This window comes from Rhizobium phaseoli (genome assembly GCF_003985125.1).
Taxonomy (GTDB): Bacteria; Pseudomonadota; Alphaproteobacteria; order Rhizobiales; family Rhizobiaceae; genus Rhizobium; species Rhizobium phaseoli.
In genome coordinates this window covers 392826-413572 of the sequence record NZ_ML133567.1, presented here as the reverse complement: position 1 = coordinate 413572, position 20747 = coordinate 392826, and the positions used below count along the sequence as shown (strand labels likewise).

Here is a 20747-nt window from a genome sequence, read left to right as displayed (position 1 = left end):
TTGCAGGCGCTGCAAGCGCCCGATCTTCGTCCCGGCCGGGCGATTTCGTGGCAGCGGGTCTTGGCAAGCACAGAATGGCTGGCTAGTTCATTGCCATCACTCTCATACGGAAATGTCGAGGCAGAACGATGGAACTTCAAGAGCGCTTGAACGACGTGCGGTCGAAGATTGCAGCCGGAGAACGCGCGGCAGGCCGTCCGGCCGGTTCCGTTCGGCTTGTCGCGGTGTCGAAGACCTTCGAGGCGGAGGCGATCCGCCCGGCCATCGACGCCGGTCAGCGGGTTTTCGGCGAGAACCGGGTGCAGGAAAGCCAAGGCAAATGGCCGGTGCTGAAGGCAGAGAATCCCGATATCGAGCTGCATCTGATCGGACCACTGCAATCGAACAAGGCGGCGGACGCAGTGGCGCTTTTCGACGTGATCGAGACCGTCGATCGGGAAAAGATTGCCCGCGCCCTTGCGGAGGAGATGAAGCGGCAAGACAGGACGCCACGGCTTTACGTCCAGGTCAATACCGGGCTCGAGCCGCAGAAGGCAGGCATTGCGCCTGACGACACGCCGGCCTTCGTTACGCTTTGCCGCGGCGAGCTCGGCCTTTCCATTGAAGGTCTGATGTGCATTCCGCCGGCCGAGGAAAATCCGGGGCCACATTTTGCCCTTCTGGCAAAGCTCGCGTCGAAATGCGGCGTTGAAAAACTCTCCATGGGCATGTCGGGCGATTACGAGACGGCGATCGCCTTCGGCGCCACCAGCGTCCGCGTCGGGTCGGCGATTTTCGGCGCGCGCTGATACGCTGCTTTGGGGGGGCTTCCCGTACCCCTCCCCTGTGCCTAGATTAATATCGAGGCTTGCATTCCTGGGGAGGAGCAGATGCAGAAGGGCTACCATCAGGCCTATGCGGCCTGGAAACGCGATCCCGAAGCCTTCTGGCGCGAAGCCGCCGCCGATATCGACTGGTTCACGCCGCCGGAGCGGGTGTTTTCGCCTGACGAAGGCATATATGGCCGCTGGTTCTCGGGAGCGCAAACCAATACCTGTCACAATTGCCTGGACCGGCATGTCACGGCCGGCCGCGGCGGCGAGACGGCCATCATCTTCGACAGCGCCATGACCGGCGAGAAGCGCCGGTTCTCCTATGACGAGGTGCTCGGCGAGGTCAAGGCCATCGCCGCGACGCTGCTGGCGCTCGGCATCGCCAGAGGCGACCGCGTCATCCTTTATATGCCGATGCTGCCGCAGGCCGTGTTCTCCATGCTTGCCTGTGCTCGTATCGGTGCGGTCCATTCCGTCGTTTTCGGCGGGTTTGCCGCCAGCGAGCTTGCGGCGCGTATCGACGACAGCGGCGCCAGGCTGGTGATCAGCGCGAGCTGCGGGCTGGAGCCCGGCCGCGTCGTCGCCTATAAGCCACTGGTCGATCAGGCGATCGAGATGGCGCGGGTGAAGCCGGAGCGCTGCCTGGTGCTGCAGCGGCCGCAGCTCCGTGCAGAACTCGTCGGCGGCCGCGATGAGGATTTCGAGGCGGCGGTGGCGCCCCACCGCGGCGCCGAGGTGGCCTGTGTTTCCGTCAAGGCGACCGATCCGCTCTATATCCTCTATACCTCGGGCACGACCGGCCAGCCGAAGGGCGTGGTGCGCGACAATGGCGGGCATATGGTCGCGCTGAACTGGTCGATGCGGAACATCTACGGGCTGAAACCGGGCGAGGTCTTCTGGACGGCGTCCGATATCGGCTGGGTTGTCGGCCATTCCTATATCGTCTACGCGCCGCTGATATCGGGCGTGACGACCTTGATCTTCGAGGGAAAGCCGGTCGGCACGCCGGATGCCGGCGCATTTTGGCGCGTCGTTGCAGAGCACGACGTGCGCGTGCTCTTCACGGCGCCGACCGCCTTTCGCGCCATCCGGCGAGAAGATGGGGACGGCGACCTGATCGCGCGCTACAAGATGCCCAATTTGCGGGCGCTGTTTCTTGCCGGCGAGCGGGCGGATCCCGAGACCTTGAAATGGGCCGAACGCATGCTTGCCATCCCCGTCATCGACCACTGGTGGCAGACGGAGACCGGCTGGCCGATCGCCGCAAATCCGCTCGGCCTCGGCGCCCTGCCCGTCAAGCATGGTTCGCCGGCGCTGCCGATGCCGGGCTACGAGGTAACGGTGCTCGACGATGCCGGCCATCCGATCGAGGCGGGGACGCTCGGCAATATCGTCATCAGGCTGCCCCTGCCGCCCGGCTGCCTGCCGACCCTCTGGCATGCGGATGACCGTTTCCGATCGGCCTATCTCGATGAGTTTCCCGGTTATTACAAGACCGCCGACGCCGGCTATGTCGATGAGGACGGCTACCTCTTCATCATGTCGCGGACCGACGACATCATCAATTGTGCCGGTCATCGCCTCTCGACCGGCGCGATGGAGGAAGTTTGCGCGCAGCATCCCGATGTCGCCGAATGCGCGGTCATCGGTGTCATCGATGCGCTGAAGGGTCAGGCGCCTTGCGGCTTTCTGGTGCTGAAGCGGCATGTTTTGCGCGAATCGACGACAATTGAATCGGAGGTGGTGGCGATGATTCGCGATCAGATCGGGCCTGTCGCCGCCTTCAAGACGGCCATCACCGTGAACCGATTGCCGAAGACGCGATCGGGCAAGATCCTGCGCGGCACCATGCAGAAAATTGCCGACGGCATACCTTGGAAAATGCCTGCGACCATTGATGATCCGGCGATTTTGGAGGAGATCGCCGAGGCCTTGCGCAAGCGCGGTTTCGGCTCGCTGCCAATGTAAAAGTTAAGTATTCGAAAAGCCCTAATTGAGGAATTGTTAACCATGTTGCGCAAGGATTTGTTAACGGCAAAGGCTTGCATAGCAGGCTTTGCATGACGCAGGCGCCGTTCCCGGCCTGCTGCATAATTCTCTTAAATCGGAATCGATTTGAGGAGAAATTATGCAGCAGTCGAAGTGCTCCAGCGTCCTTTGCGCGTCCGAAAGGGCGCGTCGCTGTAGTCCGGAATGCCCCTTTCTCCGATTGTGGAACGGATCATGACGAGCATCCTCACCAACAACGCTGCCATGGCAGCGCTGCAGACTTTGCGCGGCGTAAACGATAGCCTCAAGGACACCCAGGGTCGCGTTTCCTCCGGTTATCGTGTCGAGAAGGCTGCCGACAATGCCGCATACTGGTCGATCGCAACGACCATGCGTTCCGACAACCTGGCGCTTTCTGCCGTCTCCGACGCCCTCGGCCTCGGTGCGGCCAAGGTCGATACCGCCTATGCGGCCATGGACAGCGCGCTCGACGTCGTCAGTGAAATCAAGGCGAAGATCGTTGCCGCCACGGAAAAGGGCGTCGACAAGACGAAGATCCAGCAGGAACTCGACCAGCTGCAGGAGCAGCTGCTCAGCATCGCCCAGTCCGCATCCTTCTCCGGCGAAAACTGGGTGGCCGGCGCCTCCGGAACGAAGAGCGTCGTCTCGTCCTTCGTCCGTGACGGCAGCAATGCCGTTTCGGTGAAGATGACCGATTATGTGCTCGATTCAGGGACGCTCGGCAATGTGCTCTTCGGCATGACCAGCACGGGTGCGATCGAGACCAGCAGCGGCATCATCGGCACCGCCTTCAACGGCACCTATGGCGGCACCGTCATCGTCATGCCGTCAATCTATGATCTCGACATTACCGGTTTCACCCAGGGCCAGCTCGACGCAGCCTTGAGCGGGATCGAACTGGTTCTCGGCGCCATGACCGCCGCCGGCTCCGCTCTCGGGTCGATCTCGACGCGCATCCAGCTGCAGGAGAATTTCGTCAGCGGTCTTCACGATTCCATCGACTCGGGCATCGGTCGCCTGGTCGATGCCGATATGGAAGAGGAATCGAGCAAGCTCTCGGCGTTGCAGACGCAGCAGCAGCTCGGCATCCAGTCGCTTTCGATTGCCAATAGTTCGGCACAGAACATCCTCACCCTGTTCCGCAGCTGATCCGGGGACAGGCGATCCTCCATCAAAAAACCCCGCCGGGCGGTTCGCTCGGCGGGGTTTTCGTCATGAGATCGCTGATATCTCAGTACTGGTCGTCTTCGTCCTCGTCCTTCGGGGCCGAGCGCAGCGAGCTCAGCTTGCGGAAGACGGCGTCGGCGTCGATTTCCTTTTCCTCTTCGCGCTCGTAGCTCGGGGTCAGGCGTTCGGTTTCCTGCGCCGATTGCAGCGTCGCGCCGAGTTCGGCGGCGGTCGGCAGCGGCCGGCCCTTGGAGGCCTTTTCCACTTCCATGTCGAGATCGATCTGGCTGCAGAGGCCGAGCGTCACCGGATCCATCGGCGCGAGGTTGGCGGAGTTCCAGTGGGTGCGCTCGCGGATCTGCTCGATCGTCGATTTCGTCGTGCCGACGAGGCGGGAAATCTGCGCGTCCTTCAGTTCCGGATGATTGCGAACGAGCCAGAGGATGGCGTTCGGGCGGTCCTGACGCTTGGAAACCGGAGTGTAACGCGGGCCGCGGCGCTTGGATTCCGGCACCCGCACCTTCGGTTCGGACAGCTTGAGCTTGTGGTTCGGATTGGCTTCGGCGCGGGCGATTTCGTCGCGGGAAAGCTGACCGGTCGAGATCGGATCGAGGCCCTTGATGCCCTGCGCCGCTTCGCCATCGGCAATCGCCTTGACCTCGAGCGGGTGCAGTTTGCAGAACTGCGCGATCTGATCGAAAGACAGCGCCGTGTTGTCGACAAGCCAGATGGCGGTCGCCTTCGGCATGAGCAGTGTTTGAGCCATGGATATAGTCCTTCTATCGTCCGCGCCGGTCGCGGTCCGTGGATTGTCACCACAATGTCCGGGAAATATGCCGCTATATAACCGGACTGTCGCAGAATTGCAATTCTTCCGAAATCAAATGACCTTTGTCTAATTGCCGCGACGATGCGACCTGCTATGAATTGCCCTGATTTGAAATCCGGGCCCAATTGCTCGCGGCCCGTCGCATGTCCCATGAGGAGGAGTTACATGTCGGAGAAGATCCATCCGGTGCCGAAGCAGGTGAAGGCGCAGGCCCTCATCGATAAGGAAAAGTACCTGAAATGGTACGAGGAAAGCGTCGAGAACCCGGACAAGTTCTGGGGCAAGCACGGCAAGCGGATCGACTGGTTCAAGCCCTATACCAAGGTCAAGAACACCTCCTTTACCGGCAAGGTCTCGATCAAATGGTTCGAGGACGGCCAGACCAACGTTTCCTATAATTGCATCGACCGCCATCTGAAGACGAACGGCGACCAGGTGGCGATCATCTGGGAAGGCGACAACCCCTATATCGACAAGAAGATCACCTATAACGAGCTCTACGAGCACGTCTGCCGGATGGCGAATGTGTTGAAGAAGCACGGCGTCAAGAAGGGCGATCGGGTCACCATCTATATGCCGATGATCCCTGAGGCGGCTTACGCGATGCTCGCCTGCGCCCGCATTGGCGCCGTGCATTCGGTCGTCTTCGGCGGTTTCTCGCCGGAAGCCTTGGCCGGGCGCATCGTCGACTGCGAATCTACCTTCGTCATCACCTGTGACGAAGGTCTGCGCGGCGGCAAGCCGGTGCCGTTGAAGGACAATACCGATACGGCGATCCATATCGCCGCCCGCCAGCATGTGCATGTCAGCAAGGTGCTGGTCGTGCGCCGCACCGGCGGCAAGACCGGCTGGGCGCCGGGCCGCGATCTCTGGTATCATCAGGAAGTCGCCACGGTGAAGCCGGAATGCCCGCCGGTGAAGATGAAAGCGGAAGATCCGCTGTTCATCCTCTACACCTCAGGTTCGACCGGCAAGCCGAAGGGCGTGCTGCACACGACGGGCGGTTATCTCGTCTATGCCTCGATGACGCATGAATATGTCTTCGACTATCATCATGGTGACATCTACTGGTGCACGGCCGATGTCGGCTGGGTCACCGGCCATTCCTACATCGTCTACGGGCCGCTGGCCAACTGCGCGACGACGCTGATGTTCGAAGGCGTGCCGAATTTCCCCGATCAGGGCCGCTTCTGGGAAGTCATCGATAAGCATAAGGTCAACATCTTCTATACGGCGCCGACGGCGATCCGCTCGCTGATGGGCGCCGGCGACGACTTCGTCACGCGCTCCTCGCGCTCATCGCTGCGCCTGCTCGGCACGGTCGGCGAGCCAATCAACCCGGAAGCCTGGGAGTGGTATTACAATGTCGTCGGCGACAAGCGCTGCCCTGTCATCGATACCTGGTGGCAGACGGAGACCGGCGGCCACATGATCACGCCGCTGCCGGGTGCGATCGATCTGAAACCCGGTTCGGCGACGGTGCCGTTCTTCGGCGTCAAGCCGCAGCTGGTCGATAATGAGGGCAAGGTGCTGGAAGGGGCAGCCGATGGCAATCTCTGCATCACCGACAGCTGGCCGGGCCAGATGCGCACGGTCTATGGCGATCACGAGCGCTTCATCCAGACCTATTTCTCGACTTACAAGGGCAAGTACTTCACCGGCGACGGCTGCCGGCGCGACGAAGACGGCTATTACTGGATCACCGGCCGCGTCGACGATGTGCTTAACGTCTCCGGCCACCGGCTCGGCACCGCGGAGGTGGAATCGGCGCTCGTCTCGCACAATCTGGTTTCGGAAGCCGCGGTCGTCGGTTATCCGCATGCGATCAAGGGCCAGGGGATCTATTGCTATGTGACGCTGATGGCCGGCCACGAAGGGACGGACACGCTTCGCCAGGAACTTGTGAAGCACGTGCGCGCTGAAATCGGGCCGATCGCCTCGCCCGACAAGATCCAGTTTGCGCCTGGCCTGCCGAAGACCCGCTCGGGCAAGATCATGCGCCGCATCCTGCGCAAGATCGCTGAGGATGATTTCGGCGCTCTCGGCGATACCTCGACACTTGCCGATCCCGCGGTCGTCGATGATCTGATCGCCAACCGGCAGAACAAGGCGACGGCCTGATAAAATGAGCCGCCCCGGGTCTTGTTCCCGGAGCGGCTCATTTCACTTTCACACATCGCGTGCATTTGCGGCAGCGTCATGCTCGGACGCGCCTTCGAGCAGAAGGTCGCCGGCGAAGCGCCTCTCTTCCTAAAAATCGATCGCCCGGCCATTAATCTCGTAGTCGCCGAAGCGGGCCGGCTCGGCGCCGCCGCGGCCGCCGATCTCCGGCGCCAGCTCCAGCGGCTTCTGGTTTTTTCGCCGCTCCTCGGCCTCCGCAAGCGCACGCTGGGCCGCCGGGGACAGCATTTTGCGCGGCGGTTCCGATCCTTCGGCCCTCGGCGTTTGGCTATTGTCGTTATCGGCGTCCTGCATGGCTTCTCCTGCCGGAAAACATTGAAAATGGCTGGTGAATAACCAAATCATAATGCGCCGGCGCCGGGATTGAAAGCTTGCGGCACCGAAATCGGAGTTGGAGATTCGCAATGAACCTCGTTCGCACTGCCATGTTGCTCGCCTTCATGACGGCGCTTTTCATGTTTGTCGGCTTCCTGATCGGCGGTCGGGCCGGCATGACGATCGCATTCCTCATTGCCGCCGGCATGAACTTCTTCTCCTACTGGAATTCCGATCGCATGGTGCTGTCGGCCTATCGCGCCCAGCAGGTCGACGAGCGCAACGCGCCGGAATTCTTTGCGATCGTGCGCGACCTCGCCCGCAATGCCGGCCTGCCGATGCCGAAGGTCTATCTCTATGACAGCCCACAGCCGAATGCCTTCGCCACCGGCCGCAATCCCGAAAATGCCGCCGTCGCCGCCTCGACGGGTCTTCTCCAGGCACTGTCTCCGGAGGAGGTCGCCGGCGTGATGGCGCATGAGCTGGCCCACATTCAGAACCGCGACACGCTGACGATGACGATCACGGCAACGCTTGCCGGGGCGATCTCGATGCTCGGCAATTTCGCCTTCTTCTTCGGCGGCAATCGTGACAACAACAACAATCCTCTCGGGTTCGTCGGTGTCCTCGTCGCGATGATCGTGGCGCCACTCGCCGCCATGCTGGTGCAGATGGCGATCAGCCGCACGCGGGAATATTCGGCCGACCGCCGCGGCGCCGAAATCTGCGGCAATCCGCTCTGGCTTGCTTCGGCGCTCGGCAAGATCGCCCGGGGTGCGGCCCATGTGCCGAACGAGGATGCCGAGCGCAATCCGGCGACGGCGCATATGTTCATCATCAATCCGCTTTCCGGCGAGCGCATGGACAATCTCTTTTCCACGCATCCGGATACGGAAAACCGCATTGCTGCGCTGCAGGAGATGGCGCAAAGCGGCATGAATGTCTCGACGGGACCGGTTCGTGCTGTTAATCCGACGCGCAAATCGCGCTCTGTTCCGAATACGGGTCGCGGTGGTTCGCAACCGCCAAGAGGTCCGTGGTCTTGAATTCAGACGGCACGAAGAAGCCATTCCGTAAACAGAAACCCTCCAGCGACCGGCCGGCCGGCCGCTCGGCTCCAGTCAAGCCGGGCCTGCAGGCCCGGGCCGCGGCCGCAAAGATCCTCGCCGCCGTCGTCGACCGCAAGCTGCCGCTCGACGGTGCTCTCGATCACGAACATGGCAATCCTGCCTATAAGGCGCTCGGTGAAAGCGACCGGGCGCTTGTCCGCGCCATTCTGAACACGACGCTGCGCCATCTGCCGCGTATCGATGCGGCCATCGCCTCGCTGCTGGAATCGCCGCTGCCGGAGGGCGCGCGGGCGCTGCATCACGTGCTGTCGATCGGTGCTGCACAAATTCTCTATCTCGACGTGCCGGATCATTCGGCCGTCGATCTTGCCGTCGAGCAGGCCAATCAGGATCCGCGCAATCGCCGTTTTGCCAAGCTGGTCAATGCCGTGCTGCGCCGGCTCGGCCGCGAAAAAGACGCGGTGCTGGCAGAGATCGGCAAGGTCGCGCCGATGCCGTCCTGGTTCCTTGCACGGCTGGAAAAGGCCTATGGCCGCGACGCAGCGCTGGCGATCTCGCAATCGCAGCTCGAACCGGCGGCGATCGATCTGACCGTCAAATCCGACGCCGAAGGCTGGGCAAAGCGGCTGAACGGCGTTGCCCTGCCCACCGGCGGCGTGCGGCTCGCCGCTTTCGATGGCGGCATTCCATCGCTCGAGGGGTTCGATGAGGGCGCCTGGTGGGTGCAGGATGCAGCGGCAAGCATTCCGGCCAGGCTTTTCGGTGATCTCTCCGGCAAACGGGCGGCCGATCTCTGTGCTGCGCCCGGCGGCAAGACGGCACAGCTCATCCTTGCTGGCGGCACCGTCACCGCCCTCGATCAGTCGGAAAGCCGGCTAAGACGGCTGCGCTCCAATCTCGACCGGCTTGGCCTCAAGGCGGAAACGGTCGTAGCAGACCTGACGACGTTCAAGCCGGCCGAAGGTTTCGATGCGATCCTGCTCGACGCCCCCTGCTCCTCCACCGGCACGACGCGCCGGCACCCCGACGTGCTATGGACCAAGGGGCCGGAGGATATCGCCAGGCTGGCGGCGCTGCAGGAGCGGTTGCTGCGCCATGCGCTCACCCTGCTGAAGCCCTTGGGCACGCTGGTGTTTTCGAATTGCTCGCTCGATCCCGCCGAGGGCGAGGAGGTCGTCGCCCGGGTCCTTTCCGATACGGATGCAATCGAGCGCGTTGCGATCAGTGCAGGCGACTGGCCCGGCCTCGAAGCGGCGATCACGCCGCTTGGCGAATTCCGCACGCTTCCGACCATGCTGAAAATGCCTGAGGGCATTGCCTCCGGTCTGGACGGCTTTTACGCGGCCGTGCTGCGGCGAACGGGCTGATCAAGCTCAAACGTCGGCGCAACCATGCGGAGATTTGAAATCCTCGCATCATCGCTACGGTGCGTTGTGAACCGTCGAATGATCTCAACTGAAATGCAGTAATTTGCGTATATTCGAACTTTGTCACGAATTAATTCATTGCGGGCGATGAAATCGGCCGCTTTTCACCTATTCTTAACCACGAGGGTCAATAGACAATAGAATATGCAGTCCGGTCGGCGTTTTGCGAGCATGTATGTTCGGGAAGCTTGGCGGCGCGCCTTGCGCCGCGTCGCGTTGCTGCGCCTGAAGCTCTTTCGCCATTCGATCAAGGTGCCCGAGCGCCTGATCGTTGCGCCGACCGATCTTCGCGGTATCGATCCGCATGTGGCCGACGAAATTTTGAACGGCCGATTTCTGCTGGCCGGGCGCATGCTGGAAACGAACGGCAAATCGCCCTTCACCTTCACCCTGCCCTCGCGGCCCTTTGCGATCCGCCTGCACAGCTTCGGCTGGCTCCGGCATATGCGCGCCCACAAGACGGAACGCAGCGCCTCCGCCGCCCGCACGATCGTCGACAGCTGGCTCTCGATCCATGCCGGCCGCATGGAAGGAATTGCCTGGGACACCGACGTCACCGCCCAGCGCGTCATTGCCTGGCTGTCGCATTCGCCCGTGGTGCTGCAGAACGCCGACCGCGGCTTTTACCGGCGTTTCATGAAATCGCTGGCATTCCAGGTGCGATTCCTGCACCGCATGGCGCCTTACACGCTCGGCGGCCTGGAGCTGTTTCGCCTGCGCATCGCGCTCGCCATGGCCTCCGTCGCCATGCCGGCCCGCGCATCCACACTCAGAAAGGCGGCGCAGGCGCTCGACCGCGAATTCGATAGCCAGATTCTGCCGGATGGCGGCCATATCTCGCGCAATCCGCGCGTCGGCCTGGAACTGCTGCTCGATCTGCTGCCGCTCAGGCAGACCTATGTCAATCTCGGCCATGATCTGCCGCAGAAGCTGATCTCCGGCATCGACCGCATGTATCCGGCCTTGCGATTCTTCCGCCATCAGGATGGGGACCTGGCGCTTTTCAACGGCGCGACCTCGACGCTCGCCAACGAGCTGATGTCGGTGCTGAGATATGACGAGACCGCCGGTCAGCCGTTCAAGGCTTTGCCGCAGTCGCGCTATCAGCGGCTTGCCGGAGGCAAGACAATCATCATTGCCGATACCGGCACGCCGCCCTCGGGCGGCGCGCTGCGCACGGCACATGCCGGCAGCCTCTCCTTCGAGATGTCGTCGGGCCGCCATCGCTTCATCGTCAATTCCGGCTCGCCGAAATTCGCCGGGCACCGTTATGTGCAGATGGCGCGCACGACCGCGGCGCATTCGACCGTCATCCTCAACGACACCTCGTCCAGCCGCTTTTCCCTCTCGCCCTTCCTCAACCACGCGATCACCGAACCGGTGCGGACGGTGACCGTCGAGCGTGTGGAAACGGAGGATGGACGCGACGGCATCAAGCTCAGCCATGACGGTTATGTGAGAACATTCGGCGTGCTGCACGAGCGTGAGCTGACACTCAATGTCGCGGGCTCGATCGTGACGGGCCACGATCGGCTGGTCGTTCGCGAGGGATATGACAGCGACGAGCCCGTAAAGGCGGTCGCCCGGTTTCATATCCATCCTTCGATCGTGCTGCAGCAGAGTGACGGGGAATCGGTGCTGCTGACGGCGCCGGATGGCGAAAGCTGGCTGTTTTCCGCCCCCGGCAACGAAGTGCTGATTTCCGAGGACATTTTCTTCGCCGACAGCTCCGGCATTTGCGGCTCGGACCAGATCGAGATCGACTTCGATCTTGCCCAGAAGATGGAAATCCGCTGGTTTTTATCCCGCAAGGGGTAGCGCCTGTTTGCGCGGCGGCGAAGCTGTGCTAACGCGGCGCAAGCAGAACCGAAGCCCGAACGGAGAAAGTTCATGGCCGTCATTTCCAAGAAAATCCCCGCCCCGGACAAGGTCGAAATCAAGACCGCGCTCCTCTCCGTGTTCGACAAGACCGGCATCGTCGAGCTCGCCCAGGCCTTGTCTGAACGAGGCGTGCGCCTGCTGTCGACCGGAGGCACCTACAAGGCGATCGCTGCCGCCGGTCTCGCCGTCACCGATGTCTCCGACATCACCGGTTTTCCGGAGATCATGGATGGCCGCGTCAAGACGCTGCACCCGACCGTGCATGGCGGCCTGCTGGCGATCCGTGATGACAGCGAGCACCAGGAAGCGATGAAGAAGCACGGCATCGAGGGTATCGATCTGGCCGTCATCAACCTCTATCCCTTCGAAGAGGTGCGCGCGGCCGGCGGCGATTATCCGACGACCGTCGAGAATATCGATATTGGCGGTCCGGCGATGATCCGGGCATCGGCCAAGAACCACGCCTATGTGACCATTCTGACCGACCCCAACGATTACGCCGAGTTCAAGGAGCAGCTTTCGGCCAATGCCGGCAAGACGGGTTATGCCTTCCGCCAGCGCATGGCCGCCAAGGCCTATGCCCGCACCGCGGCCTATGACGCTGCGATTTCCAACTGGTTTGCCGAAGCGCTGTCGATCGACACGCCGCGCCACCGCGTCATCGGCGGCGTCCTCAAGGAAGAGATGCGCTACGGCGAAAACCCGCACCAGAAGGCCGCCTTCTACGTGACCGGCGAGAAACGCCCGGGTGTTTCGACGGCTGTCCTTCTCCAGGGCAAACAGCTCTCCTATAACAACATCAACGATACCGACGCCGCTTATGAGCTCGTCGCCGAGTTCTTGCCGGAAAAGGCGCCGGCCTGCGCCATCATCAAGCACGCCAATCCCTGCGGCGTCGCCACCGGTTCGAGCCTGGTCGAAGCCTATCAGCGGGCGCTTGCCTGCGATTCCGTTTCCGCTTTCGGCGGCATCATCGCGCTCAACCAGATCTTGGACGCCGAAACGGCCGAAGAGATCGTCAAGCTCTTCACCGAGGTGATCATCGCCCCCGATGTCACCGAAGAGGCAAAGGCGATCGTCGCCCGCAAACCGAACCTCAGGCTGCTGTCGGCCGGCGGCCTGCCCGACCCGCGCATTGCAGGGCTGACGGCGAAGACCGTTTCCGGCGGCCTGCTTGTCCAGAGCCGTGACAATGGCATGGTCGAGGATCTGGAGCTCAAGGTCGTTACCAAGCGTGCGCCGACGAGCCAGGAGCTCGAGGACATGAAGTTCGCCTTCAAGGTCGGCAAACATGTCAAATCGAATGCCGTCGTCTACGCCAAGGACGGCCAGACGGCCGGGATTGGCGCCGGCCAGATGAGCCGGGTCGATTCGGCCCGCATCGCCGCGCTGAAGGCCGAAGAGGCCGCCAAGGCGCTCGGCCTTGCGGTGCCGATGACCAAAGGTTCGGCCGTTGCCTCGGAAGCTTTCCTGCCGTTTGCCGACGGGCTCCTGTCGATGATTGCCGCAGGCGCGACGGCGGTCATCCAGCCGGGCGGCTCAATGCGTGATCAAGAGGTCATCGATGCCGCCAATGAACACGGCATCGCCATGGTTTTTACCGGCATGCGCCACTTCCGGCACTGAAGAAGTGTCGGAAATGACCGGGCATTCCTATGCCCGGTCGGCCGGGTAGGGCGTGCGGACCAACAGGACCAGACCGCCGGCGAGGAACAGGACCAGCGTCGCCATTCCGAGCCGCGGTGAGCCGCTGATATAGGTCACCAGCGAGAAGAGCAGCGTCGCCATGAAGCTCGTGGCGCGCCCTGACAGGGCGTAAATGCCGAAGTAGCGGCCGGCTTCCTCCAGGCTGACGCTGCGGGCGAGATAGGAGCGCGACGAGGCCTGCACCGGCCCGAAGGCGAGCCCGATCAGCAGGCCATAAAGGATATAGGCCTTTTCCGCCGCGGTGCCGAAGAGGCCGCCGGAATCGGTTGTCGGCAGCGCCATCAGGCCGAACAGCGTGTAGCCCGGCCCGGTCGAGATGATGCCGATGGTGGCGAGAAGCAGCATGGTAAGGCTGATGACGACGGTCACCTTCGAACCGACGCCCTTGTCGATCCGGCCGGCGATCAGGCAGCCGAAGATGGCGACAACGTTGAGGATGATGCCGTAAAGGCCGATCTCGATCGTCGCCCAGCCGAACATGCCGGCGGCAAAGACGCCGCCGAGGATCAGCAGGCCGTTGACGCCATCCTGATAGATCATGCGGGCAATCAAGAATTTTAGGATGCCGCGCCGCTCTTTGAGTTCGCCGAGGGTGTTCCTGAGCTCCCGCAGGCCGGCGCGGATGGCGGTGCCGAAGGGCAGGCCTCTGCCGACATCGGGCGTGAAGAAGAACATCGGCAGGATGAAGATCAGGTACCAGACGGCCGAGATCGGCCCGGTGATGCGCGCATCCTGACCGGTCCTGGGATCAAGGCCGAAGAGCGGATCGAGGCCGAGAATCGTCTTGCCGCTTTCCGGGCTTGCCGCCAGAAGCGTGACGACGGCAATCAGCACGATCATGCCGCCGAGATAACCAAGCCCCCAGGCGGTGTTGGAAAGCTTGCCGACCTCGTGCTTGGCGACCAGCCGCGGCATCATTGAATCGTTGAAAACGATTGAAAACTCGGCCGAAATCGAGGCGAGGATCATGAAGATCACGGGATAGAGGACCGGTGAGCCGGGGGCTGCGAACCACAGGCCGAAAAGACTGGCGATCTTGATGATCGCGAAGAAACCGATCCAGGGCTTGCGTGCACCGGACTGGTCGGCGATCGAGCCGAGAACGGGCGACAGCAAGGCGATGATCACCGAGGAGATCGTCGCCATGTTGCTCCACATTGCCTGAGCCGACACCGGGTCATCGGTCAGGCGCGAGACGAAATAGGGCCCGAAGATGAAGGTGGTGACCACCGTGAAGAAGGGCTGCGCCGCCCAGTCGAAGAACATCCACCCCCAGATGCCCTTCTCCGTGGCCTTTGGCGGCTGCGTCCCTGTCCAGTCAATGCGATTCAACATCCGCTCCTTTTTTGGCGGACTGTCTCACCTCGCCCGGTCGCGCGCAAGATCGGTCAGGATGCCTGCGGCCACGGTAATGCGCGCAAGATTGGGGTCGCCGCTGTCGCTGAGGCTCGAAAGTTCCTCGACGATGCGATTGATGCGGACGCGATCCTGCGCATGCCAGGCCTGGACGGGCAGCTTCTCCTTGCCGTGGTCCGAAAGGGCCGAGATGACAATGTCGCGCCGGGCGCTGGCGATCTGGTCGATGCTGCGGGCAAGGGCCAGGTTTTCGTAGTGATCGGAGGTGAGGATCCGGCCGCCGGCCGCCAGCAGCCGGGCGATCCGGAAGGTCTTCGACACTGCGAAATAATTTTCGGCCGCACGCACCAGCGGCTCGCCGGTGCGCTCGGCAATCTGCATAATCTCCGGTACCAGCGCGAAGCTCTGGAGGTTGGCGATTTCGGCCGTGAGCTTTTCCGGTACGCCCCCTTGGGCATATTCTGCCTGCCGGGCCGCGGCATCGCCGGCCGCCTGTTCGACGAAAGCCGGCCTCAGCTTCTTCAGGGCTGCCTGCAGTCGGCTAATGACCTCGGCCATGTCCGCCCTGGTCATGGCGGTTTTCAACAGCAGGCGCGTCAGCACGATAAAGCTGTGGCTGATTTCCTCGTAGATGCGGTTCTGCAGCTCGCCCGAAATTTTGCCATCGAGCGCATCCGTCTCGGCCCAGAGCCGGGTGAGGTCGAAACCGTCGCGGGCAACGATTGCGGCGCGCACCACTTCCGGCGCAGAAGCCGCCGTCGCGTCCATCATGGCGACGGTGAAGCTCGGCCCGCCGCGATTGATCGCTTCGTTGGCAAGCACGGTTGCGACGATCTCTCGCCGCAAGCGATGGCCGGCGATATCGCCGGCGTTCGACTTCTGCATCTTGACGGGGAAATAATTCGACAGCGTCGCGGCAAAATAGGGGTCGTCGGGCAGATCGCTGGCGGCGAGCGCATCGAAGAGCACGATCTTGGCGTAGGACACCAGAACGCCGATTTCCGGCCGCGTCAGCGGCTTGCCGGCGGTATAACGTTCGGCGAGGGTCTGGTCGTCGGGCAAGGTCTCAACCTTGCGGTTCAGCTGACCGGCGGCCTCGAGCACGCTCATGAAGCGGCCGAGTTCCAGGCCGTTCGCCGTGCCCTTGCGCTCCGTCAGCGAGATCGCCAGCGACTGGAGGTAGTTGTTGCGCAGCACGAGGGCTGCCACTTCGCTAGTCATCGACGAAAGCAGCTGGTCGCGCTTTGCCCGCGTCAGCCGCCCATCATGCATGGCCGCCGCCAGCGCGATCTTGATGTTGACCTCGACGTCCGAGGTGTTGACGCCGGCCGAGTTGTCGATGGCGTCGGAATTGCAGCGCCCGCCGTTGAGACCGTAGGCGATACGGCCCTTCTGGGTGACGCCGAGGTTTGCACCCTCGCCGATCACCTTGGCGCGGACCTCCGCCGCGGTAATGCGGATCGGATCGTTGGCGCGATCGCCGACTTCGGTATCGGTTTCGGACGACGCTTTCACATAGGTGCCGATGCCGCCGAACCACAGCAGATCAACCGGGCTCTTTAGGATCGCCGTCATGATCTCGAAGGGTGTCGCCACGGCTTTGTCGATGCCGATCGCAGCAACTGCTTCCGGCGTCAGCGTCACTGATTTCGCCGCGCGGGAAATGATCATCGCACCCTTGGAGAGCACGCTTTTGTCGAAATCCTGCCAGCTCGAGCGCGGCAGGTCGAAGAGCCGCTGACGTTCTGCCAGCGTCTTTTCCATGTCGGGATCAGGATCGATGATGATGTCGCGGTGGTCGAAGGCGGCGACGAGGCGGATCTTCGGCGAGAGCAGCATGCCGTTGCCGAAGACGTCGCCCGACATGTCGCCGACGCCGGCGACGGTGAAGGGGGTCGTCTGGATGTCGATGTCCATTTCGCGGAAATGGCGTTTGACGGTTTCCCAGGCGCCGCGGGCGGTGATGCCCATCTTCTTGTGGTCGTATCCGGCCGAGCCGCCGGAGGCAAAGGCGTCGTCCAGCCAGAAGCCGGCTTCCTGCGCCAGCGCATTGGCGGTGTCGGAGAAGGTTGCCGTGCCCTTGTCGGCAGCGACGACGAAATAGGGGTCGTCGCCATCAAGCCTCACCGTATCCGCCGGCGGCACGATCTCGGCCCCGGAGATATTGTCGGTGATCGACAGCAGGGTGCGGATATAGGTCTTATAGGCCTCGCGACCGGCGTTGAAGATTTCGTCGCGGCTGCCGCCGACGGGAAGTTTTTTCGGGTAGAAGCCGCCCTTGGCGCCGACCGGGACGATGACGGCGTTCTTCACCTGCTGCGCCTTGACGAGACCCAGCACCTCGGTGCGGTAATCCTCGGCGCGGTCCGACCAGCGCAGGCCACCGCGCGCCACCTTGCCGAAGCGCAGATGCACGCCTTCGACCTCGACGCCGTAGACGAACATCTCGCGGAAGGGTTTGGGCTGCGGCAGACCGTCGACCAGATGCGGATCGAGCTTGAAGGCGAGCATCGCTTTCGGCGAACCGTCGGGGTTCTTCTGGAAGTAATTGGTCCGCAGCGTCGCGTCGACGATGTTGACGTAGCGGCGCAGGATCCGGTCGTCGTCGAGGCTCGGCACCTCGGCAAGCTCGGCTTCGATCGCCTGGTGCAGCTCGGCGAGCTTCTTCACCCGGGCCTTCTCCTGAAGCTTGGGATCGAGCGTATCGTGGAACAGCCGGAAAATGGCGGCGGCGACGCCGGGATATTTGTCGAGCGTCGTTGCGATATAGTCCTGCGAATAGGCGATGCCGGCTTGGCGGAGATAGCGCGCATAGGCGCGCAGCACATTCGTCTCACGCGCCGAGAGCCCCGCCGAAAGGATCAGCCGGTTGAAGCTGTCATTGTCGATCGTGCCGGCGAAGGCGGCGACGAAGGCTTCCTCGAGGGCGGCGCCATAACGGTGCAGGTCGATGTCGCGGCCGTTGCGAGTCTCGAGCTCCATGTCATGCAGCACGACGAGTTTGGTTTGGCCGTCGGCGGGCATTCCGATATCGAAGGTGCGTTCGCTGACGACATTGAAGCCAAGATTCTCGAGAAGCGGCACGCGCCGTGACAGCGCCAGCTGGCCGCCGGCATGGAAGATCTTCAGCGAAAGAATACGGCCTTGGTCTTCCTGACGGTGATAGAACTGGATGCGCAGCGGCTCGCCGGCGGCGCAGGCGCCGATATCGGCGAGGTCCGCCACGGTTTCCTCAGGAGTGAAGGAATCCTGAAAGGCCTGGTCGACCGATATTTTCGGCGCCTTCGGCCCGGCCAGTACTTCGAAGCGGTCGTCCCAGCGGGCGGTGATTTCGCGGATCGTCTGCTCCAGCTTGGCTTGCGGAATGCGCGGCGTCTTGCCGCCGGAACGGCCGATGATGAAATGCACGCGCGCCACACCGCCTTCGGGAAAAGCCGGGTAATAGGCGGAGACACGGCCGTCATAGACGGTCTTCAGATAGGTGCCGATCCGTTCGCGCACGATCGAGTCATATTCCTCTCGCGGCACATAGACGATCACCGAGACGAAGCGGTCGAAATGGTCGATGCGCGGCAGGGCGCGCACGCGCGGCCGGTCGGCCAGGTCATTGATCTGTTCGGCAAAGTTGGCAAGCAGCGTCGTGTCGATCTGGAAAAGATCGTCGCGCGGATAAGATTCCAGCGTGTTATCCAGCATGCGGCCGGAATGGCTCATCGGGTCGAATCCGAAATGCTCCTTAACCTTCTCGATCTTGGAGCGCAGCAGCGGGATTTCCGAGGCGAGCGACGTATAGGCCGTCGAGGTGAAGAGGCCGACGATGCGCAGTTCGCCGGTGACGTTGCCCTCGGCGTCGAAACGCTTGACGCCGACATAATCCATGTAGGCACGGCGATGGACGATCGATTTCACGTTCGCTTTGGTGACGATCAGGAAGTCGGGGCCGTCGAGGAAGGCCAGAATCTCGGGCGTCGTCGTCACGGCATCCTTGCCGGTGCGCAGCACGAGAACGTCGGGATTGGACAGAATGCCGAGGCCGGCCCCCTTGTCCCGCTCGACCTTGGCGTCGGCGCCCTTGCCGGAATAGACATATTCGCGCATGCCGAGGAAGGTGAAATTCTCATCGCGCAGCCAGCTCAGGAAGGCGATCGCCTCGGCGTGTTCGGCCTTTCTGCGGCCCACGCCGTTGGCCGCAAGCTCGGCGATCACGCCGTCGAGCTTGGAAAGCATCGGCTTCCAGTCCGAGACCGACAGGCGGACCTGTTCGAGCACGGTTTGGATCCGTTTGACGAGATCGGCCGCCTGGCTGGAATTGAGCGGCGCGATATGAAGCTGGATATGGCTGACGCGTGTGGCGGGATCGCTCGGCTGGTCGGCGGAATAGAGCGTGGGCGCCTTGTCCTTTTCCATCACCAGGATGGGATGCACGGCCATGAAGAGATCGCGGTGGGTGCTCGTCACTTCGCCCATGACCGATTCATAGAGAAACGGCATATTCCGGTCGGTGACCGAAAGCACCGAGACGGCAATGCCGTCAGGCGCAACACCGCCGATGGTGTCGATACTGACGCGTGGGGTCTTGCCGTTCCAGGCGGCAAGTTCTCTTGCCGAATGCACGGCAGAAAGCGCCAGCATTTCAGGTGTGTAGCGTTCGAGATCGTCATTGCTTGCCCGGCCGAAGAGAATTTCCGGATCGAGATGGGCCTCGCCCGTGGTCTTGGCGATCTTTCGTGCGCCTTCGATCTGTTTTTCTCGCTTCGGATTGTTTCTGACAGCCATGGATCGCCTCCCGCTATGGACTGATTTTCTGCAAGCTAGCAGAAGACTCTTCGAAAAAATCTCTAAAATAGGGACCAGCGGGATGGTTTTGGTGCTTTTTTGACGCCGGAAATGGGAAATTGTCGGAGATTTTTCCGATTTCGTAGCCAAAACCAACGTAGACGGACCTGTTTTCGTTTTTTCTACCGCCGCACATTTCCATGCCCGCATGAAGAATGGTTGACAGCGTGGCGTCAAAAATATCATCAAACGCCATCATCATGCGGACCTTGATACCATGTCGGAAAATGCAGCGGGCGCAGTCATCGTCATCTCCAGCCATGTCGTGCGTGGCTCGGTCGGCAACCGGGCGGCGGTTTTTGCGCTGGAGACGCTCGGCCATCCGGTCTGGGCGCTGCCGACCATCGTTCTGCCTTGGCATCCCGGCCATGGCCGTTCGACGCGGCTGACATTTGCTGAAGCCGATTTCGACGCGGCGATCGACGATCTGATCCGTGCGCCCTGGATTGGTGAAGTCCGAGCTGTGCTTTCAGGCTATTTCGGCAATGCCGCCCAGGCGCGCTCCGTCGCCCGGCTGATCGCTGCGCTCCGGCAAAACAATCCCGAACTGCTCTATGTCTGCGATCCCGTGATGGGTGACCTCGGTGGCCTCTACGTGCCGGAAGCCACTGCCGAGGCCATTCGTGACCATCTCATCCCGCTCGCCTCGGTGGCGACGCCGAACCGCTACGAGCTCGCCTGGCTGTCGGGAGCAGCGCTCGACGACAACAGTGCGATCATGGAGGCGGCGCTGGCGCTCGGGCCGTCGCGCATGCTCGTCACCTCGGCGGTGCCGATGATGGCGGGTGGCACCGGCAACCTCTACCTTTCCGGCCGTCACGCGCTTCTTGCCGAGCACCGCGTCGTCGACAATCCGCCGAATGGTCTCGGCGACCTGCTGGCTGCGGTTTTCCTGTCGCGCCTGCTGTTCGGCCTCGAGGATGAAAAGGCCTTGCAGCTTGCCACTGCCAGCGTGTTCGAAGTGCTGGCGCGAGCCGTCAAGCGCGGCAGCAACGAGTTGATGCTGGCAAGCGACGCGTCCAGTCTTTCGACGCCGATGGCCATGGTGCAGATGCGCCGGCTCGTGCATCCGGCGCAGCGACGGAAAAAATGATGCATCTACCAGGATGCTCATTTTGCGGTGCAGCAGTTGATCTTGTCTTCGGCCCGCGCTAAT

The 20747-nt window shown here is 62.3% G+C and carries 14 protein-coding genes; 9 read left to right on the top strand and 5 right to left on the bottom strand.

The window, feature by feature from the left end; all coding sequences use genetic code 11:
- Window positions 1–128: 128 nt before the first annotated feature.
- The 3 genes from EFD56_RS07535 (at window position 129) to EFD56_RS07525 (ending at window position 3971) form a co-directional block, all read left to right on the top strand.
- On the top strand, window positions 129–788 hold the full coding sequence (locus EFD56_RS07535; protein ID WP_010007975.1) for a YggS family pyridoxal phosphate-dependent enzyme: 660 nt from the start codon (window positions 129–131) through the stop codon (window positions 786–788).
- A gap of 81 nt (window positions 789–869) precedes the next feature.
- Window positions 870–2780 carry a propionyl-CoA synthetase gene (locus EFD56_RS07530; protein WP_085743531.1) on the top strand — a complete coding sequence of 637 codons (1911 nt, stop codon included), beginning with the start codon at window positions 870–872 and terminating at the stop codon, window positions 2778–2780.
- Between the two features lie 255 nt (window positions 2781–3035).
- Window positions 3036–3971: a flagellin N-terminal helical domain-containing protein gene (locus tag EFD56_RS07525; RefSeq protein ID WP_085743530.1), complete on the top strand. Its 936-nt coding sequence runs from the start codon at window positions 3036–3038 to the stop codon at window positions 3969–3971.
- 82 nt (window positions 3972–4053) lie between these two features.
- On the opposite strand, the gene EFD56_RS07520 is transcribed toward EFD56_RS07525, so the two are convergent.
- Window positions 4054–4755 (bottom strand): DUF1013 domain-containing protein, encoded by a 702-nt coding sequence (locus tag EFD56_RS07520; RefSeq protein ID WP_010019544.1) that lies wholly within the window; start codon window positions 4753–4755, stop codon window positions 4054–4056.
- A gap of 228 nt (window positions 4756–4983) precedes the next feature.
- Between EFD56_RS07520 and acs the strand changes: the two genes are divergently transcribed.
- Complete coding sequence (gene acs / locus EFD56_RS07515) at window positions 4984–6939, top strand: acetate--CoA ligase (protein ID WP_064819294.1); 1956 nt, start codon at window positions 4984–4986, stop codon at window positions 6937–6939.
- A gap of 129 nt (window positions 6940–7068) precedes the next feature.
- Here acs and EFD56_RS07510 read toward each other — a convergent pair whose 3' ends face one another.
- Window positions 7069–7293: a DUF1674 domain-containing protein gene (locus EFD56_RS07510; protein WP_064828771.1), complete on the bottom strand. Its 225-nt coding sequence runs from the start codon at window positions 7291–7293 to the stop codon at window positions 7069–7071.
- A gap of 110 nt (window positions 7294–7403) precedes the next feature.
- On the opposite strand from EFD56_RS07510, the gene htpX reads away from it, so the two are divergent.
- The 4 genes from htpX (at window position 7404) to purH (ending at window position 13318) form a co-directional block, all read left to right on the top strand.
- Entirely contained in the window at window positions 7404–8360 is a 957-nt protein-coding gene (htpX, locus tag EFD56_RS07505; RefSeq protein WP_064828770.1) for a zinc metalloprotease HtpX, read from the top strand.
- Window positions 8351–9751 carry an RsmB/NOP family class I SAM-dependent RNA methyltransferase gene (locus EFD56_RS07500; protein ID WP_126905003.1) on the top strand — a complete coding sequence of 467 codons (1401 nt, stop codon included), beginning with the start codon at window positions 8351–8353 and terminating at the stop codon, window positions 9749–9751. The genes htpX and EFD56_RS07500 overlap by 10 nt, the downstream gene beginning before the upstream one ends.
- A gap of 204 nt (window positions 9752–9955) precedes the next feature.
- Entirely contained in the window at window positions 9956–11629 is a 1674-nt protein-coding gene (locus EFD56_RS07495) for a heparinase II/III family protein (protein ID WP_085743526.1), read from the top strand.
- A gap of 72 nt (window positions 11630–11701) precedes the next feature.
- Window positions 11702–13318, top strand: coding sequence for a bifunctional phosphoribosylaminoimidazolecarboxamide formyltransferase/IMP cyclohydrolase (gene purH, locus EFD56_RS07490; RefSeq protein ID WP_085743525.1), 1617 nt, complete (start codon window positions 11702–11704; stop codon window positions 13316–13318).
- A gap of 27 nt (window positions 13319–13345) precedes the next feature.
- Here the strand turns inward: purH and EFD56_RS07485 are convergent, their stop codons facing one another.
- The 3 genes from EFD56_RS07485 to EFD56_RS07475 are packed head-to-tail and all read right to left on the bottom strand — an operon-like array spanning window position 13346 to window position 19793.
- Complete coding sequence (locus EFD56_RS07485) at window positions 13346–14734, bottom strand: MFS transporter (protein WP_085743524.1); 1389 nt, start codon at window positions 14732–14734, stop codon at window positions 13346–13348.
- Between the two features lie 24 nt (window positions 14735–14758).
- Window positions 14759–19531, bottom strand: coding sequence for an NAD-glutamate dehydrogenase (locus EFD56_RS07480; protein WP_085743523.1), 4773 nt, complete (start codon window positions 19529–19531; stop codon window positions 14759–14761).
- 13 nt (window positions 19532–19544) lie between these two features.
- Window positions 19545–19793, bottom strand: a complete 249-nt coding sequence (locus EFD56_RS07475; protein ID WP_012485664.1) for a hypothetical protein — start codon at window positions 19791–19793, stop codon at window positions 19545–19547.
- A 15-nt stretch (window positions 19794–19808) separates the two neighbouring features.
- On the opposite strand from EFD56_RS07475, the gene pdxY reads away from it, so the two are divergent.
- Window positions 19809–20684, top strand: a complete 876-nt coding sequence (gene pdxY, locus EFD56_RS07470; RefSeq protein ID WP_085743522.1) for a pyridoxal kinase PdxY — start codon at window positions 19809–19811, stop codon at window positions 20682–20684.
- Window positions 20685–20747: the final 63 nt, after the last annotated feature.

What these genes read in the sequence shown, in the direction of transcription:
- EFD56_RS07535 (WP_010007975.1), top strand. Translation starts at nt 129, where the DNA reads ATGGAACTTCAAGAGCGCTTGAACGACGTGCGGTCGAAGATTGCAGCC.
- EFD56_RS07530 (WP_085743531.1), top strand. Translation starts at nt 870, where the DNA reads ATGCAGAAGGGCTACCATCAGGCCTATGCGGCCTGGAAACGCGATCCC.
- EFD56_RS07525 (WP_085743530.1), top strand. Translation starts at nt 3,036, where the DNA reads ATGACGAGCATCCTCACCAACAACGCTGCCATGGCAGCGCTGCAGACT.
- EFD56_RS07520 (WP_010019544.1), bottom strand. Translation starts at nt 4,755, where the DNA reads ATGGCTCAAACACTGCTCATGCCGAAGGCGACCGCCATCTGGCTTGTC.
- acs (WP_064819294.1), top strand. Translation starts at nt 4,984, where the DNA reads ATGTCGGAGAAGATCCATCCGGTGCCGAAGCAGGTGAAGGCGCAGGCC.
- EFD56_RS07510 (WP_064828771.1), bottom strand. Translation starts at nt 7,293, where the DNA reads ATGCAGGACGCCGATAACGACAATAGCCAAACGCCGAGGGCCGAAGGA.
- htpX (WP_064828770.1), top strand. Translation starts at nt 7,404, where the DNA reads ATGAACCTCGTTCGCACTGCCATGTTGCTCGCCTTCATGACGGCGCTT.
- EFD56_RS07495 (WP_085743526.1), top strand. Translation starts at nt 9,956, where the DNA reads ATGCAGTCCGGTCGGCGTTTTGCGAGCATGTATGTTCGGGAAGCTTGG.
- purH (WP_085743525.1), top strand. Translation starts at nt 11,702, where the DNA reads ATGGCCGTCATTTCCAAGAAAATCCCCGCCCCGGACAAGGTCGAAATC.
- EFD56_RS07485 (WP_085743524.1), bottom strand. Translation starts at nt 14,734, where the DNA reads ATGTTGAATCGCATTGACTGGACAGGGACGCAGCCGCCAAAGGCCACG.
- EFD56_RS07480 (WP_085743523.1), bottom strand. Translation starts at nt 19,531, where the DNA reads ATGGCTGTCAGAAACAATCCGAAGCGAGAAAAACAGATCGAAGGCGCA.
- EFD56_RS07475 (WP_012485664.1), bottom strand. Translation starts at nt 19,793, where the DNA reads ATGATGATGGCGTTTGATGATATTTTTGACGCCACGCTGTCAACCATT.
- pdxY (WP_085743522.1), top strand. Translation starts at nt 19,809, where the DNA reads ATGTCGGAAAATGCAGCGGGCGCAGTCATCGTCATCTCCAGCCATGTC.